Origin of the sequence: Demequina iriomotensis (assembly GCF_000971395.1) — a bacterium.
Taxonomy (GTDB): domain Bacteria; phylum Actinomycetota; class Actinomycetes; order Actinomycetales; family Demequinaceae; genus Demequina; species Demequina iriomotensis.
The window spans coordinates 23,897-38,182 of record NZ_BBME01000016.1 but is presented as its reverse complement, the minus strand read 5'-3'; the positions used below and the strand labels follow the sequence as shown (position 1 = coordinate 38,182).

The following is a 14,286-nucleotide window of genomic DNA, read 5'->3' as shown; positions in this document are numbered from 1 at the left end:
GTGGTAGCCGCACGCGCGCGGCTAGAATCCTCGGGTGACCGAGACGTTTGAGACCGAGGCAGCCCGCTACGACTTCCGCGCCATCGAGGACCGCTGGCTCCCCGTGTGGGAGGAGCGCCAGCCCTTCCGCTCGGGCCGCGAGGACGATGCGCGCCCCACCAAGTACGTGCTCGACATGTTCCCGTACCCCTCCGGCGACCTTCACATGGGTCACGCCGAGGCGTACGCGCTGGGCGACGTCATCTCGCGCCACTGGGTGCAGAAGGGCTTCAACGTCCTCCACCCGATCGGCTGGGACTCGTTCGGCCTGCCTGCGGAGAACGCGGCGATCAAGCGTGGCGTGGACCCGGCCGGCTGGACCGAGGACAACATCGCGCAGCAGCTCACCTCGATGAAGCGCTACGCGTGCTCGTTCGACTGGGACCGCGTGCTCATGACGCACCGTCCCGACTACTACCGCTGGAACCAGTGGATCTTCACGCGCATGTTCGAGCGCGGCCTCGCGTACCGCAAGCACTCGAACGTCAACTGGTGCCCCACGGACCAGACCGTGCTCGCGAACGAGCAGGTGGTGAACGGCCTGTGCGAGCGCTGCGACACCCCTGTCACCAAGAAGAAGCTCAACCAGTGGTACTTCAAGGTCACGGAGTATGCCGACGAGCTGCTCGACGGACTGGAGACCCTGCGCGGCAGCTGGCCCGACAAGGTCATCGCGATGCAGCGCAACTGGATCGGCCGCTCGAGGGGCGCCGACGTGACCTTCGACATCGAGGGCCGCGACGAGCCCATCACGATCTACACGACCCGCCCCGACACGCTGCACGGCGCGACCTTCATGGTGGTCGCGGCGGACTCCGACCTCGCCGCCGAGCTGGCGACCGGCGCGGACGAGGCGACCCGCGCATCGTTCGACGCCTATGTCGAGAAGGTCAAGGGCGAGAACGAGATCGACCGCCTCGCCACCGACCGTCCCAAGACGGGTGTGTTCCTGCAGCGCTACGGCGTGAACCCCGTCAACGGCGAGCGCCTGCCCATCTGGGCCTCCGACTACGTCCTCGCGGACTACGGTCACGGCGCGATCATGGCCGTGCCCGCGCACGACCAGCGCGACCTCGACTTCGCCCGCGCGATGGACCTGCCCGTCCGCGTCGTGCTGGACTGCAAGGACGAGAACGGCGAGCCCTTCGGCGACCCGGTCGAGACGGGTGTGGCCGCCACGGGCGATGGCGTGCTCGTCAACTCGGGCTCGCTCGACGGCCTCGCGAAGACCGAGGCGATCGCCGCCATCGTCGCGGAGCTGTCCGCTGCCGGCACCGGCGACGCCGCGACCAACTACCGTCTGCGCGACTGGCTGATCTCCCGCCAGCGCTACTGGGGCACGCCCATCCCGATCATCCACTGCGAGGCCTGCGGCGAGGTCCCGGTGCCCGACGACCAGCTGCCGGTGAAGCTGCCCGACGCGGAGGGGCTCGATCTCAAGCCGAAGGGCCAGTCGCCGCTCGCGGCGGCGACGGACTGGGTCAACACGACGTGCCCGTCGTGCGGCGGCGCGGCCTTGCGCGACACCGACACGATGGACACCTTCGTGGATTCGTCCTGGTACTTCCTGCGCTACCTCGACCCGGCCAAGACCGACGGCCCGTTCAACGTCGAGGATGCGAAGCGCTGGGCGCCCATCGACCAGTACGTCGGCGGCGTCACGCACGCGATCCTGCACCTCCTCTACGCGCGCTTCTTCACCAAGGCGCTGAGGGATATGGGCATGCTCGACTTCGGCGAGCCCTTCACGGCACTGCTCAACCAGGGCATGGTGCTCATGGACGGCTCCGCGATGTCGAAGTCCCGCGGGAACCTGGTGCGCCTGTCGGAGCAGCTCGACGAGTTCGGCGTCGACGCCGTCCGCCTCACCATGGCCTTCGCGGGCCCGCCGGAGGACGACATCGACTGGGCCGACGTGTCGCCCGCCGGTTCCGCGAAGTTCCTCGCCCGGGCGTGGCGCCTCGCGCGCGACGTCTCCTCCACCCCGGGCGTCGATCCGGCCTCCGGCGACGCGGCGCTGCGCGCGCTCACGCACCGCACGCTGCACGACGCGCAGGACCTGGTCGAGGGCTTCAAGTTCAACGTGGTGGTCGCGCGCGCCATGGAGCTGGTGAACGCGACCCGCAAGGTCATCGACTCGGGCGCGGGTCCTGCCGACCCCGCCGTGCGCGAGGCGGCCGAGGTCGTCTCGATCCTGCTGAGCCTCTTCGCGCCCTACGCGGCCGAGGACATGTGGTCGATGCTCGGCCACTCGGACGTGGCGCTGGCGACCTACCCGGCCGTCGACGAGTCGCTGCTGGTCGAGGACACCGTGACCTGCATCGTCCAGGTCATGGGCAAGGTGCGCGACCGCCTCGAGGTGGCGCCCGGCATCGGCCAGGACGAGCTGCGCGAGCTTGCGCTCGCGACCGACGGAGCCAAGCGCGCGATCGGCGAGGCGGGCATCCGCACCGTCATCGTGAAGGCGCCGCGACTGGTGAACATCGTCACCGCCTGATCCGTACCCGCCGCGGCGCCCGGTCCCGTCGTCGGGGGCCGGGCGCCGTCGTGTGCGGAACTGCGCCGGCGCATCCGGGGACAATCCGGACGCCGTGTCCGCGCGCCTCGCCTCCCAGCACCGTGTTCCGCTTCCGGGTCGCTAAGGTGACGCCATGACCGTCGCAGTCATCGTCGACTCCGCCGCATCCCTCCCTCCCGCGCTCGCGGGACGCTGGGGGATCGGCGTGGTCCCGCTCCAGGTCACGGCCGGCGGCGAATCGTGGGCCGAGGGGCGCGGCATCGGCCCCGACCAGGTGGTCGCGCTGCTGCGCGCCGGGGACGAGGTGTCCACGTCCCAGCCCACGCCCGCGGCCTTCGACGCCGCGATCGCCGCCGCGGTCGACGCGGGCGCGGAGGGCATCGTGATCCTCTCCCTCTCGAGCATGCTGTCGGGCACGTGCGAGGCCGCCCGGGCCGCGGCGGCACGCTCGACCGTGCGCGTCGAGGTGGTCGACACCCGGACGGTCGCGATGGCGCAGGGCTTCGCCGCGATCGCGGCCGCCCAGGCGGCGCACGCGGGTGCGCCGATCGACCGCGTGGCCGACGCCGCGCGCACGGTCGCTGCGACGGCGCGCTGCGTCTTCTATGTGGAGTCGCTCGACCACCTGCGGCGCGGAGGGCGCATCGGCCCGGCCGTCGCCGCCGTGGGGCGCGTGCTGGGCATCCGACCGGTCCTCGAGGTGGTCGACGGCGAGGTGATCGTCGCGTCCCGCGCGCGCAGCCTCGGACGGGCGCGCGCGCAGCTCCACGCGACGGTGGACGAGGCGGTGGAACGGTGCGCGCATCCCGTGGTCGCGGTCATGGGCGTCGGGGCGGACGATGCGGGGGAGAGCGTGGCGCGGGAGATCGAGGCGCGTCACCCCGGCGTCGGGCCGGTGGTCCTCGGTGACGTGAGCGCTGTGCTGGGCGTGCATGCCGGCCCGGGGACGCTCTCGGCGGTGGTGGCGGACCTCCAGGGCTGATCCCAGCCGCGGGCGTGGTGCCCGGACCGGTGAGGTCGCCCGGCTGTCCCCAGGCGCTGGCGACCATCGGCGGGCGGCCACGGATCCGGCCGTAGCGTGCCGGCATGGACCCCTCCGAGGACGTGCGCGCACGCTGGACCGACGGGGTGCGCCGCGCCGCCGTCACCGCGTACGCCGCGGGCCACGGCGCGGAGCCGCCCGAGCCGAGGCGGACCCGCTGGCGGCTCGATGCCAGGACCGCGGCCACCGCGGCGGCGACCGTCGCGGTGCTCGGTGCCGTCGCGTGGTGGGGGCTTCGAGAGGCGCCCGTCACGCCGCTCGTGGGAGAGGCGGGCGCGTCGCCCACCGCGGCGGCTTCGATGTCCGCGCCGCCCGCGACGCCGGCCGCGCCCGCGCTCGCGGTGGTCCACGTGAGCGGCGCGGTGGTCGAGCCGGGCCTGGTGACGGTGCCGGCCGACGGCCGGGTGGTCGATGCGATCGAGGCGGCCGGCGGGCTGACGGAGGGCGCCGACGAGGCCTCGGTGAACCTCGCGCGCGGCATCGTCGACGGCGAGCACCTCATCGTGCTGGAAGCCGGGGGCGGCGCGTCCGCGGGAGCGGCCCCCGCGGGTGCGGCGACCGGGGCGCCCGTCAACCTCAACTCCGCGGACGCCGTCGCGCTCGAGACCCTGCCGGGGATCGGGCCCGTGCTCGCGGCGCGCATCATCGCTGATCGCGAGGCGCACGGCCCCTTCCTCGCCGTCGACGACCTGTCACGTGTGTCGGGCGTCGGCCCCGCGCTCATCGAGGGCCTCGCGGGCCTGGCCACGGCGTGATCCGGGGCTGGGGCGACCTCCGCCTCGCGCCCGCCGCCGTCGCCGCGTGGGCGAGCAGCCTGATCGTGTGGGGCGGTGGAGCCGCATGGGCCTGCGCGTCGGTGGCGTGGCTGATCGCGGGCGTGCTCGCGCTGGCACCGGGCACCCGCGCGGCGCTCCCGCTCGCGGCGCTCGGCGCCGTCGCGGGGACGGCGGCCGCGCTCACGGCCCATGCCGCGGTCGGGTCGCGCGCCTGGATCGATGCGAGCGCGGGCCACGCCGTGGAGGTCGCGGGTCGGGTCGCCGAGGTGCGCACCCTCGAGGGCGACGCCGCGGAGGCCAGGACCGCGGTGCGCGTCGATGCCTCCGCGTGGCGGCCGCCCGGGCGGGCCTGGGCCGGCGGGCGAGGCGTGGTGGTGGTGATCGTGCCCGCCTCCGACGCGCCGCCCCGCGGGGGCGACGCGGTCGCACGCGGCGTGCTCACCGCCGCGTCCCGGGGCACCGCGGACGCGCTGCTCGACGGAGGCCTGGTCGAGGTGTCGCCTCCCGCAGGGTGGCGGGCCGGGACGGAGGGTGCGCGTGCCGCGTTCCTGCGGGTGCTCGCGGGCGTGGACGGCGCGACGACGGGGGTGGTCGCGGGCATGGTGCTCGGCGACACGTCGGCCATGCCGGCCACCCTGGTCGAGCAGCTCCGGACCAGCGGGCTCGCGCACCTCACCGCGGTCTCGGGCGCGCATTTCGCGATCCTCGCGGCCGCTCTGGGAGGGGCGCTGCGTCGCGCGCGCGCGTCGCCGTGGGTGGTCGCCGCGGCCACGGTGACCGCATGCGGGGCGCTCGCGGTCACCGTGAGCGGGGGCGGCTCCGTGCTGCGCGCTCTCGCCATGGCGGCGATCGCCGCGGGTGCGCTGGTGGCGGGGCGGCGCGGGCAGTCCATGCCCGCGCTGTGCGCGGTCGTCGTAGTGCTCATCGTCCTGCGCCCGGAGCTCGCGCGCGATGCCGGGCTGGCGTTGTCCGTCGCGGCGGTGGTCGCGATCACGCAGCTCGCGCCGGCCCTCTCGTCACGCCTGCGCCGACGGTTCGCCGCGCCCGTGGCGGACGCCGCCGCGGTCACGCTCGCGGCCCAAGCCGCGTGCCTGCCGGTGCTCGCGCTGATCGACGGCTCGGTCGGGCCGTGGGCGGTGGCCGCCAACGCCGTGGCGACCCCGTTCGCGGTGCCGGTCACGCTGCTCGGCGTCTCGGCGCTCGTGGTCGCCGCGCCGCTGCCCGGGCTCGCCGCCGCGTTGGCGGGGGCGGCGGCGTGGTGCGCCTGGCCGGTCGTCCTCGCCGCGCGCGCGTTCGCTCGCGCGCCGGGAGGGGACGCATCGTCCGCCGTCGGGACGCGGGGCCTGCTCCTCGGGTGTGCGCTCCTGCTCGCGACGGTCGGCCTCGCGCGGTCGCGAGGCATGTGGTGGGGCCTGTCGCTGGGCCTCGCGATGGTCGCCGGGCTGCTGCTGCACGCGCCGCCGCGATGGCTGCCCGAGCCGTGGGGAGGCGCCGTCGACGGCTGGTCGATCGTGGCGTGCGACGTGGGCCAGGGCGATGCGCTCGTGGTGCGGTCGCGCGGCGCCATGCTCATGGTCGACGTCGGGCCGGGCGGCGACGCCGCCGCCGCGTGCCTCGCGCGGCTCGGGGTGACGCGCGTCGACCTGCTCGTGCTGTCCCACGAGCACGCGGACCACACCGGCGGGCTCGCGGCGGTGCGGGCGGAGGTCGACATCGGCCGGGTGTGGCTGCCGCCCGCGCCGTCCGACGCGACAGTCGCGGCCGTGGCCGGCCTCCACGCCGAGGCGCCCGTCGCCGGGGCATCCGAGGCGCTGGGCGGCCTGACGGTGGAGGTGCTGCAGACCGGTCCAGCGCCGCGCACCCGCGATGGCACCGACGTCAACGACTCGTCCACCGCGCTCCGCGTGACGGTGGACGGGCTCACGCTGATCGCCCTCGGGGACCTCGAGGTCGGGGGCCAGGCACGCCTCGCGCGCGCGGCGGATCTCGCAGGGACCACGGTGGCGAAGGTCGCGCACCACGGATCGGCGGCTCAGGACGCGGCGCTCATCCGCGAGATCGGCGCCGCCGTCGCGCTCGTGTCCGTCGGCGCGGGGAACGACTACGGGCACCCGGCGCCGGAGGCGCTCGCGCTCTACGGCGGTGCGGGCGCCGTGGTCCTGCGTACCGACCTGTGCGGGGACGTGGTGCTGGGTACGAGGGACGGTGCGCCCGTGCTGGTCAGGCCCTGTCGGAGCGCCGTGGGACGCTAGTGCGCATGGCAGCTCGGCAGACATCGCGACAGGCACCTCAGGCGACGTGGTACCGCGCCTCCCCGGCGCCCGTGGTCCTGGTCGCGGGGCCCGAGAAGCTGCTCGCGGCCCGTGCCGTCGAGCGGATCTCGGCGGCGATGCGCGCCAAGGGCGACATCGAGGTGACGAGGCTCGACGCCGCCGCCTACGCGAAGGGCGGGCTCGCCGGAGCGACCAGCCCGTCGCTGTTCGGGGAGCCCGGGCTGGTCGTGGTCGAGGCGCTCGAGTCGATGAACGACGACTTCCTCCAGGACGCGCTCGCGTACGTCGAGCGCCCGGATCCGGAGTGCGTGGTGGTCCTCCAGCACGGGGGAGGGGTGCGCGGCAAGAAGCTGCTCGACACCCTGCGCAAGGGCGGCGTGCCCGAGTACACGTGCCCCGCGATCAAGAAGGACGCCGAGCTGGTGGACTTCGCCACCGGTGAGTTCGAGCGGGCGGGCCGGCCCGCCCAGGCACGCGCGGTGCGCGCGCTGGTCGACGCGATCGGCGAGGACGTCGCCGAGATCGCCGCCGCCTGCGCCCAGCTCGCGAGCGACGTCGACGGCCCGCTCGACGAGGCGGCGGTGGCGCGTTACTACGGCACGCGCGTGAACGCCACGGGCTTCGCCGTCGCGGACGCGGCGATCGCGGGCCGCACGGCCGATGCGATCGCGCTCGTCAGGCATGCCGTGTCGACGGGCACGGACCCGGTCCCGCTGGTCGCGGCGCTCGCGTCGAAGCTGCGCACGCTCATCAAGGTGGGTGCGGCGCGCGGCCGCGGGGTGACCCTGAGAGAGCTCGGGATCCAGCCCTGGCAGGAGGAGCGGGCGCGTCGCGACCTGCGCCGCTGGGATGCGGACTCGCTCGCCGAGGCCGTCCAGGCGGTCGCTCGGGCCGATGCGGAGATCAAGGGCGCCTCGCGCGCTCCCGGCTTCGCCCTCGAACGGGCGGTGCGTACGGTCGCCGAGCTCGCGCAGCCGGGACGCTAGCCGCGACCGTCAGGCGACGGCGGCCTGCTCGTCGCACGCGCCGCGGTCGAGCGTGACGGCCGGCTCGAAGCGCCATCCCTGGTACAGGTCGAAGCCCAGGCGCGCGCAGTCGTCAAGGATCTCCTGATCCTCGACCCGCTCGGCCACGAGCAGAGCGCCGTGGGCGCGCGCGGCGCCCACGAGGCCGGGACCGAGCATCACGAGGTCCCGCCAGTCGATCTTGACGTAGTCCGCGAGGGGAAGGAGCCGCTGCTGCGAGGCCGTCCCGATGAAGTCGTCGAGCGCGATGCGGAAGCCGCGCCGCTTGAGCGCCGCGACGCGGTCGACCACGGCCTCGGTCGCGTCCGTCGACTCGACGATCTCGACCACCACGCGTCGCGCATCGCAGTCGCGCTCCACCTCGCGGGTGAGCAGGTAGCTGCCGGTGAAGTTGACGAAGGCCGGCAGGGGAGACGTGATGTCGGGGTCGCGCCAGAACGTCGCGGCGAGCACGTGCTCGGTCGCGCGGTCCTGGTCGGCGGCGCTCCATCGGTCGATCGCGAGGCCGCCGTGACCCTCGGCGCGGTACAGCAGCTCGTGCCCGTGCGCCTCGCCGTCGCGCGTGAAGATGCCCTGACGGGCGACCAGCACGCGCGTCGCGTCCGCCACGAGGTGCGGCGGGTGCCACAGCCGGGGACGCACCTGATGGTTCACGAAGCAGAGACTATCGACAACTGCCGAAAAAGCACGAACGCCCCGGATCGCCGAAGCGATACGGGGCGTAGGTGTGCGAGGTCGCTTAGAGAGCGGCGACCTGCTTGGCCAGCGCCGACTTGCGGTTCGCGGCCTGGTTCTTGTGGATGACACCCTTCGACACGGCCTTGTCGAGCTTGACGGAGGCGGTCTTGAGGGCGGTCTCGGCGGTGGCCTTGTCGCCGGCGGCGATGGCCTCGCGCACCTTGCGCACGTTGGTCTTGAGCTCCGACTTCACGGCAACGTTGCGCAGGCGCGACTTCTCGTTGGTGCCGATGCGCTTGATCTTCGACTTGATGTTAGCCACAGCGATCCTTCTACATTCAGGTGAAAACTTATGGGTGGGGCGCGAGCAGGCGCGCTCACACACGAACGGACAGCATATCAGGAATGGCGGTCCTTGAGCGAACCGGCGACCTTGTCGAAGGTTCCCCGGTCGAGGATGGCGCCCTCGCGGCGCACCCCGGCGGGGTCGACGCGCACGATGCGGTCGAGACGGACCTCGCTCGGCCGCCCCCGAGCATCCCACGGCCCGGAGCCGATGTCCATCCAGTAGCGGCCCCAGCGCGCTTCCTGGGCCGCGTCGAGGTCGTGGTCCTTGCTCGTGAGCATGAGCGCGAGCAGCCAGCGGCCGTCGCGCCCGATGAGCAGCACGGGCCGGTCCTTGCCCTGCGTGTGATCCTCCTCGAAGGGCACCCAGGTCCACACGATCTCGCCCGGCTCGGGGTCGCCGCCGCGGGTCGGGGAGTAGCTCACGCGCGGGCGCCCCTCGAAGTCGCCCGGGTAGCGGGATCCGGCGGGCGGGGCCGGACGAGCGGTCGACGGGTGCGGCGTGGAGCGGACGGCGCGGACGATGCGCCGGATCAGGTTGATCAGGGAGCTCACCCTGTCGACGGTACCGGGCGCGGTCAGGCCTGCGCGACGGCGCCGAGGTCGAGCTCGTCCGCCGGACGGGCGTGGCCGAACAGGAAGCCCTGGCCCAGCTGCCAGCCGTGGTCGCGCGCGATCGCGCGCTGCGCCTCCGACTCGACGCCCTCGATGACGCCCGACATCTTGAGGCTGCGGGTGAGCGTCGCGACGGTGGTCGAGATGCGGTCGCCGGTGCCGCGGTCGCCCAGGCGCAGCGTGAACTCGCGCGCGAGCTTGATCCCCGAGACGGGGTTGAGGAGCACCGAGCTGAGGGCGGAGTAGCCCGTGCCGAAGTCGTCGATGATGAGGTCGATGCCCAGCGCGGTGAGCCCGTCGAGGTCGGAGCGCGCCGCCTGCGTCGCGATGAGCATGCCCGACTCGGTGATCTCGAGGCCGAGCCGCGCGGGGTCGATGCCGGTCGAGTCGAGCGCCGCCGTGACCACGCGTGTGAGGTCCGCGGAGCCGATCTGGCGCGTCGAGACGTTGACGAACACACGCCCGGTGAACTCGGGGTGGGCCGCGATGAACTCGCAGGCCTCGGTGATGACGAAGGCGCCGAGGGGGACGACGAGGTTCGCCTCCTCGCAGATCTCGATGAACTCGTCGGGGAGCAGGAGCCCGCGGTTGGGATGGTTCCAGCGCACCAGCGCCTCGTACGCGACCACCTCGGCGGTGTCGAGGCGCACGATCGGCTGGTAGTGCACCACCAGCTCGCCCTCGCGGATCGCGGTGCGCAGCTCCGCCTCGATCGAGAGCTTGTTCAGGGCGTGGGAGCGCAGCTCGCTGGTGAAGACCTCGACGCGCGCGCGGCCCCGCTGCTTCGCGGCGTACATCGCCGTGTCGGCGTTGCGGACCAGGCTCTCGGCGGTGATCTCGGGCTCCGCGAGGGCGAGCCCGACGCTGACGGTCGGCACCACCTCGTGGCCGCCGAGCGTGAAGGGCACCTGGATGTCGGCCGCCAGCACGGTGAGGAAGGCCTCGGCCGCCGCCTGCGTGGGGATCGACTCGAGGATCACCACGAACTCGTCGCCGCCGAGCCGCGCGACGGTGTCACCGGGACGGACGGCGCCCTTGATGCGACGGGCGATCTCCTGGAGCAGCGCGTCGCCGGACTCGTGGCCCAGGGAGTCGTTGACCACCTTGAAGTGGTCGACGTCGAGGAACACGCACGCGACCGTGTGGGCGTCCGTGCGGCGGGCCTCGAGCGCCGCCTCGAGGCGGTCGAGCAGGAGCGTGCGGTTCGCGAGGCCGGTGAGGTGGTCGTAGAGCGCGCGACGCTCGAGGAGGTCCTTGGCCCGGCGGATCTCGGTGATGTCCTCGACGTGCGCGAGGTAGCGCTGCTCGCCGTCCTCGCTCACGACGGGCGACACGGTCATGCGGGTCCACACGGCGTCGCCGTTGCGGTGCAGCAGCCTGGTCTGCGCCTGGAAGTACGGCAGCTCCCCGTTGTCGAGCTGCCAGCGCAGCTCCTCGTCGCGGGGGATGTCATCCGGGTGGGTGAGGTCCCGCAGGCGATAGGTCCGCAGCGCCGCCACCGTGCGCCCGACGATGCGCGCGAACGCGCCGTTGACGTCGAGGAGGGCTCCGTCGGCGCCGAGGACGATCATGCCGATGGGCGAGCCGTCGAAGGCGGGCCGGAACAGCTCGGACTCGGACATCGCCACCCCCCTCGCACGCCTCGGGACCGGTGCCGCGATGGCCCGGTCTGCCCTCAGTATCGGCAATCCGCGCGTTTACTGAAGCATCGGTCCCGCGCCGCGACCGCCGTCCGCTTCGTGGGACAATGGCCCGCACCCTTCCGTCCGAACCGAGGAACCGTCATCACCGTGTCTGCAGATCCCCGCATCGAGCCCGCCTCGACCGATCCGGCGCTCATCCGCAACTTCTGCATCATCGCGCACATCGACCACGGCAAGTCGACCCTCGCGGACCGCATGCTCCAGCTCACGGGCGTGGTCGAGGCGCGTCAGATGAAGGCGCAGTACCTCGACCGCATGGACATCGAGCGCGAGCGCGGCATCACCATCAAGTCGCAGGCCGTGCGCATGCCCTGGTCCGTCGACGGCGCCCCGCACGCCCTCAACATGATCGACACCCCCGGCCACGTGGACTTCACCTACGAGGTGTCGCGCTCGCTCGCCGCATGCGAGGGTGCGATCCTGCTGGTCGACGCGGCGCAGGGCATCGAGGCGCAGACCCTCGCGAACCTGTACCTCGCGATGGAGAACGACCTCACCATCATCCCGGTGCTCAACAAGATCGACCTGCCCTCGGCGGACCCGGACCGCTACGCCGCGGAGCTCGCGCAGCTCATCGGGTGCGACGTGGACGACGTGCTGCGCGTCTCGGGCAAGACGGGCGCCGGCGTGCCCGAGCTGCTCGACCGCGTGGTGCGGGACATCCCCGCCCCCGTGGGCGACGCCGATGCGCCCACGCGCGCGATGATCTTCGACTCGGTCTACGACACGTACCGCGGCGTGGTCACCTACGTCCGCGTGGTGGACGGCTCGCTCAAGCCGCGCGAGAAGATCGCGATGATGTCGACGCTCGCGACGCACGACCTGCTGGAGATCGGCGTCATCAGCCCCGAGCCGGTGCCCACGAAGGGCCTGGGCGTGGGCGAGGTGGGCTACCTCATCACCGGCGTGAAGGACGTGCGCCAGTCCAAGGTGGGCGACACCGTGACGGCGGCCGCGCGTCGCGCCGAGTCGTCGCTCGGCGGCTACCGCGACCCCAAGCCGATGGTCTACTCGGGCCTGTTCCCGCTCGACGGCTCGGACTTCCCGATCCTGCGCGACGCGCTCGACAAGCTCCAGCTCAACGACGCGTCGCTGGTCTACGAGCCCGAGAGCTCCGTGGCCCTCGGCTTCGGCTTCCGCTGCGGCTACCTTGGCCTGCTCCACCTCGAGATCGTGCGCGACCGCCTCGAGCGCGAGTTCGGCATCGATCTCATCTCGACCGCGCCGAACGTGGTCTACGAGGTCGAGATGGAGGACGGCAAGGTCCACACCGTGACCAACCCATCCGAGTTCCCGGGAGGCAAGATCCGCGAGGTCCGCGAGCCCGTGGTGAAGGCCTCGATCCTGGTGCCGAGCGAGTTCATCGGCACCGTCATGGAGCTGTGCCAGGAGCGCCGCGGAGTCATGGGCACCATGAACTACCTGTCGGACACGCGCGTCGAGATGCACTACACGCTGCCCCTCGCCGAGGTGGTCTTCGACTTCTTCGACCAGCTCAAGTCCCGCACCCGCGGCTACGGCTCGCTCGACTACGAGCCCGCGGGCGACCAGGCGGCCGACCTGGTGAAGGTCGACATCCTGCTCCAGGGGGAGCAGGTCGACGCGTTCAGCGCCGTCGTCCACAAGGACAAGGCCTACTCGTACGGCCTGTCGATGGTCGGCAAGCTCAAGGACCTCATCGACCGCCAGCAGTTCGAGGTGCCCATCCAGGCCGCCGTGGGCTCGCGCATCATCGCGCGCGAGACCATCCGCGCGATCCGCAAGGACGTGCTCGCCAAGTGCTACGGCGGCGACATCTCGCGCAAGCGCAAGCTGCTCGAGAAGCAGAAGGCGGGCAAGAAGCGCATGAAGAACATCGGCTCGGTCGAGGTGCCGCCCGAGGCCTTCATCGCCGCGCTGTCCACGTCCGACGACGGCTCTGACAAGGGCAAGAAGAAGTAGCGTGCCTCCGTCCGACGCGACGGATTCCCCCGACACCAGGCATGATGGCGTTATGGCCATGAGTGCTGTCGCGAGGGATCTGGGAGTCTACGTCCACGTCCCGTTCTGCTCCGTGCGGTGTGGCTACTGCGACTTCAACACGTACGCCCCCGGCGAGGTCGAGGGCGCGACCCGCGAGGGCTACGTCGACGCGGCCCTCCAGGAGATGGCGTTCGCGCGGGGGACGATGCGCGGCGACGCGCGCGCGGTGCGCACGGTGTTCTTCGGCGGGGGCACGCCCACGATGCTCGACTCGTCGGCGCTGATCGCGCTGCTCGACGGGGTGCGGGGGACGTGGGGACTCAGCGCCGATGCGGAGGTCACCACCGAGGCGAACCCCGACTCGGTGACGCGCGAGTCGCTCCACGCGCTCGCACGCGCGGGCTTCACCCGCGTGAGCCTCGGGATGCAGTCCGCGGTCCCGCACGTGCTGGCGACGCTCGACCGCACGCACAACCCCGCGAACGTCGAGCGCGCCGTCACGTGGGCGCGGGACGCGGGCCTCAAGGTCAGCCTCGACCTCATCTACGGCACGCCGGGGGAGTCCCTCGCCGACTGGCGCACGAGCCTCGAGGCGGTGCTCGCGCTCGAGCCCGACCATGTGAGCGCCTATGCGCTCGTGATCGAGCCCAACACCCGCATGGGCGGGCAGCTGCGCCGCGGCGAGGTGGCGCCCACGGACCCGGACGTGCAGGCGGACATGTACGAGCTCGCCGACGCGATGCTGGCGGAGGCCGGCTACTCCTGGTACGAGGTCTCCAACTGGGCGCGCGAGAGCTCCGACCGCTGCCGTCACAACATGGCGTACTGGCGCAGCCAGGACTGGTGGGGCGTGGGGCCCGGCGCGCACTCCTACCTGGGCCCGCACCTCGCCGACGGCGCCGAGGTCCCCGCGCGGCGGTGGTGGAACGTCAAGCATCCTCGCGCCTACGCCGCGCGCCTCGCCGCCGGGGAGAGCCCCGAGGCCGACGGCGAGGAGCTGTCGACGGAGGACCTGCGCCTCGAGGAGGTCATGCTGCGGCTACGGCTGCGCGAGGGCGTCCCCGCGGAGAGCGTGACCGGACGCGCCGAGGCGGTGTCGCGGCTCATCGCCGACGAGCTGATCGACGGCGCCGCGGCGCTGCGCGGCACGCTGCGGCTCACGCGCCGCGGCAGGCTGCTGGCCGACCTGGTGGTCCGCTCCCTGACGTAGCCGCGACACGCCGTGACCGGTCACGACGAGGGCCCTCGCGCGCGTACGCTTGACGCTCACGTCTCGAAAGGAGCGGCGGCCGCCGGGCTGCCGGCACTGC

Annotated in this window: 11 protein-coding genes; 7 read left to right on the top strand and 4 right to left on the bottom strand. The window is 72.9% G+C overall.

The window, feature by feature from the left end; genetic code table 11:
- Positions 1 to 34: 34 nt before the first annotated feature.
- The 5 genes from leuS to holA all read left to right on the top strand — a co-directional run bounded on the left by leuS (position 35) and on the right by holA (position 7,634).
- Entirely contained in the window at positions 35 to 2,536 is a 2,502-nt protein-coding gene (gene leuS / locus AOM09_RS10960) for a leucine--tRNA ligase (protein WP_062388228.1), read from the top strand.
- 154 nt (positions 2,537 to 2,690) lie between these two features.
- A complete protein-coding gene (locus AOM09_RS10955) occupies positions 2,691 to 3,539 on the top strand; it encodes a DegV family protein (protein ID WP_062388225.1) in 849 nt (282 codons plus the stop codon).
- 104 nt (positions 3,540 to 3,643) lie between these two features.
- Positions 3,644 to 4,354, top strand: a complete 711-nt coding sequence (locus AOM09_RS15570; protein ID WP_062388223.1) for a ComEA family DNA-binding protein — start codon at positions 3,644 to 3,646, stop codon at positions 4,352 to 4,354.
- Positions 4,351 to 6,627 carry a ComEC/Rec2 family competence protein gene (locus AOM09_RS10945; protein WP_062388220.1) on the top strand — a complete coding sequence of 759 codons (2,277 nt, stop codon included), beginning with the start codon at positions 4,351 to 4,353 and terminating at the stop codon, positions 6,625 to 6,627. The genes AOM09_RS15570 and AOM09_RS10945 overlap by 4 nt, the downstream gene beginning before the upstream one ends.
- A 5-nt stretch (positions 6,628 to 6,632) precedes the next feature.
- Positions 6,633 to 7,634: a DNA polymerase III subunit delta gene (gene holA / locus AOM09_RS10940; protein WP_062388636.1), complete on the top strand. Its 1,002-nt coding sequence runs from the start codon at positions 6,633 to 6,635 to the stop codon at positions 7,632 to 7,634.
- 9 nt (positions 7,635 to 7,643) lie between these two features.
- On the opposite strand, the gene AOM09_RS10935 is transcribed toward holA, so the two are convergent.
- The 4 genes from AOM09_RS10935 to AOM09_RS10920 form a co-directional block, all read right to left on the bottom strand.
- Positions 7,644 to 8,327: an EAL domain-containing protein gene (locus AOM09_RS10935; protein ID WP_062388218.1), complete on the bottom strand. Its 684-nt coding sequence runs from the start codon at positions 8,325 to 8,327 to the stop codon at positions 7,644 to 7,646.
- Positions 8,328 to 8,412: 85 nt separating this feature from the next.
- The gene (rpsT, locus tag AOM09_RS10930) at positions 8,413 to 8,673 is read right to left on the bottom strand and encodes a 30S ribosomal protein S20 (protein WP_042212820.1); all 261 of its coding nucleotides are present in this window, start codon (positions 8,671 to 8,673) and stop codon (positions 8,413 to 8,415) included.
- Between the two features lie 77 nt (positions 8,674 to 8,750).
- A complete protein-coding gene (locus AOM09_RS10925; protein ID WP_439644979.1) occupies positions 8,751 to 9,251 on the bottom strand; it encodes a type II toxin-antitoxin system PemK/MazF family toxin in 501 nt (166 codons plus the stop codon).
- A gap of 23 nt (positions 9,252 to 9,274) precedes the next feature.
- Complete coding sequence (locus tag AOM09_RS10920) at positions 9,275 to 10,933, bottom strand: putative bifunctional diguanylate cyclase/phosphodiesterase (protein ID WP_062388215.1); 1,659 nt, start codon at positions 10,931 to 10,933, stop codon at positions 9,275 to 9,277.
- 168 nt (positions 10,934 to 11,101) lie between these two features.
- Here AOM09_RS10920 and lepA point away from each other — a divergent pair, with 168 nt between their 5' ends.
- Positions 11,102 to 12,955 (top strand): translation elongation factor 4, encoded by a 1,854-nt coding sequence (gene lepA, locus AOM09_RS10915; RefSeq protein WP_228375127.1) that lies wholly within the window; start codon positions 11,102 to 11,104, stop codon positions 12,953 to 12,955.
- Between the two features lie 52 nt (positions 12,956 to 13,007).
- A complete protein-coding gene (gene hemW / locus AOM09_RS10910) occupies positions 13,008 to 14,186 on the top strand; it encodes a radical SAM family heme chaperone HemW (protein ID WP_062388213.1) in 1,179 nt (392 codons plus the stop codon).
- Positions 14,187 to 14,286 lie beyond the last annotated feature (100 nt).

What these genes read in the sequence shown, in the direction of transcription:
- AOM09_RS10955 (WP_062388225.1), top strand. Translation starts at nt 2,691, where the DNA reads ATGACCGTCGCAGTCATCGTCGACTCCGCCGCATCCCTCCCTCCCGCG.
- AOM09_RS15570 (WP_062388223.1), top strand. Translation starts at nt 3,644, where the DNA reads ATGGACCCCTCCGAGGACGTGCGCGCACGCTGGACCGACGGGGTGCGC.
- holA (WP_062388636.1), top strand. Translation starts at nt 6,633, where the DNA reads ATGGCAGCTCGGCAGACATCGCGACAGGCACCTCAGGCGACGTGGTAC.
- AOM09_RS10920 (WP_062388215.1), bottom strand. Translation starts at nt 10,933, where the DNA reads ATGTCCGAGTCCGAGCTGTTCCGGCCCGCCTTCGACGGCTCGCCCATC.
- hemW (WP_062388213.1), top strand. Translation starts at nt 13,008, where the DNA reads ATGGCCATGAGTGCTGTCGCGAGGGATCTGGGAGTCTACGTCCACGTC.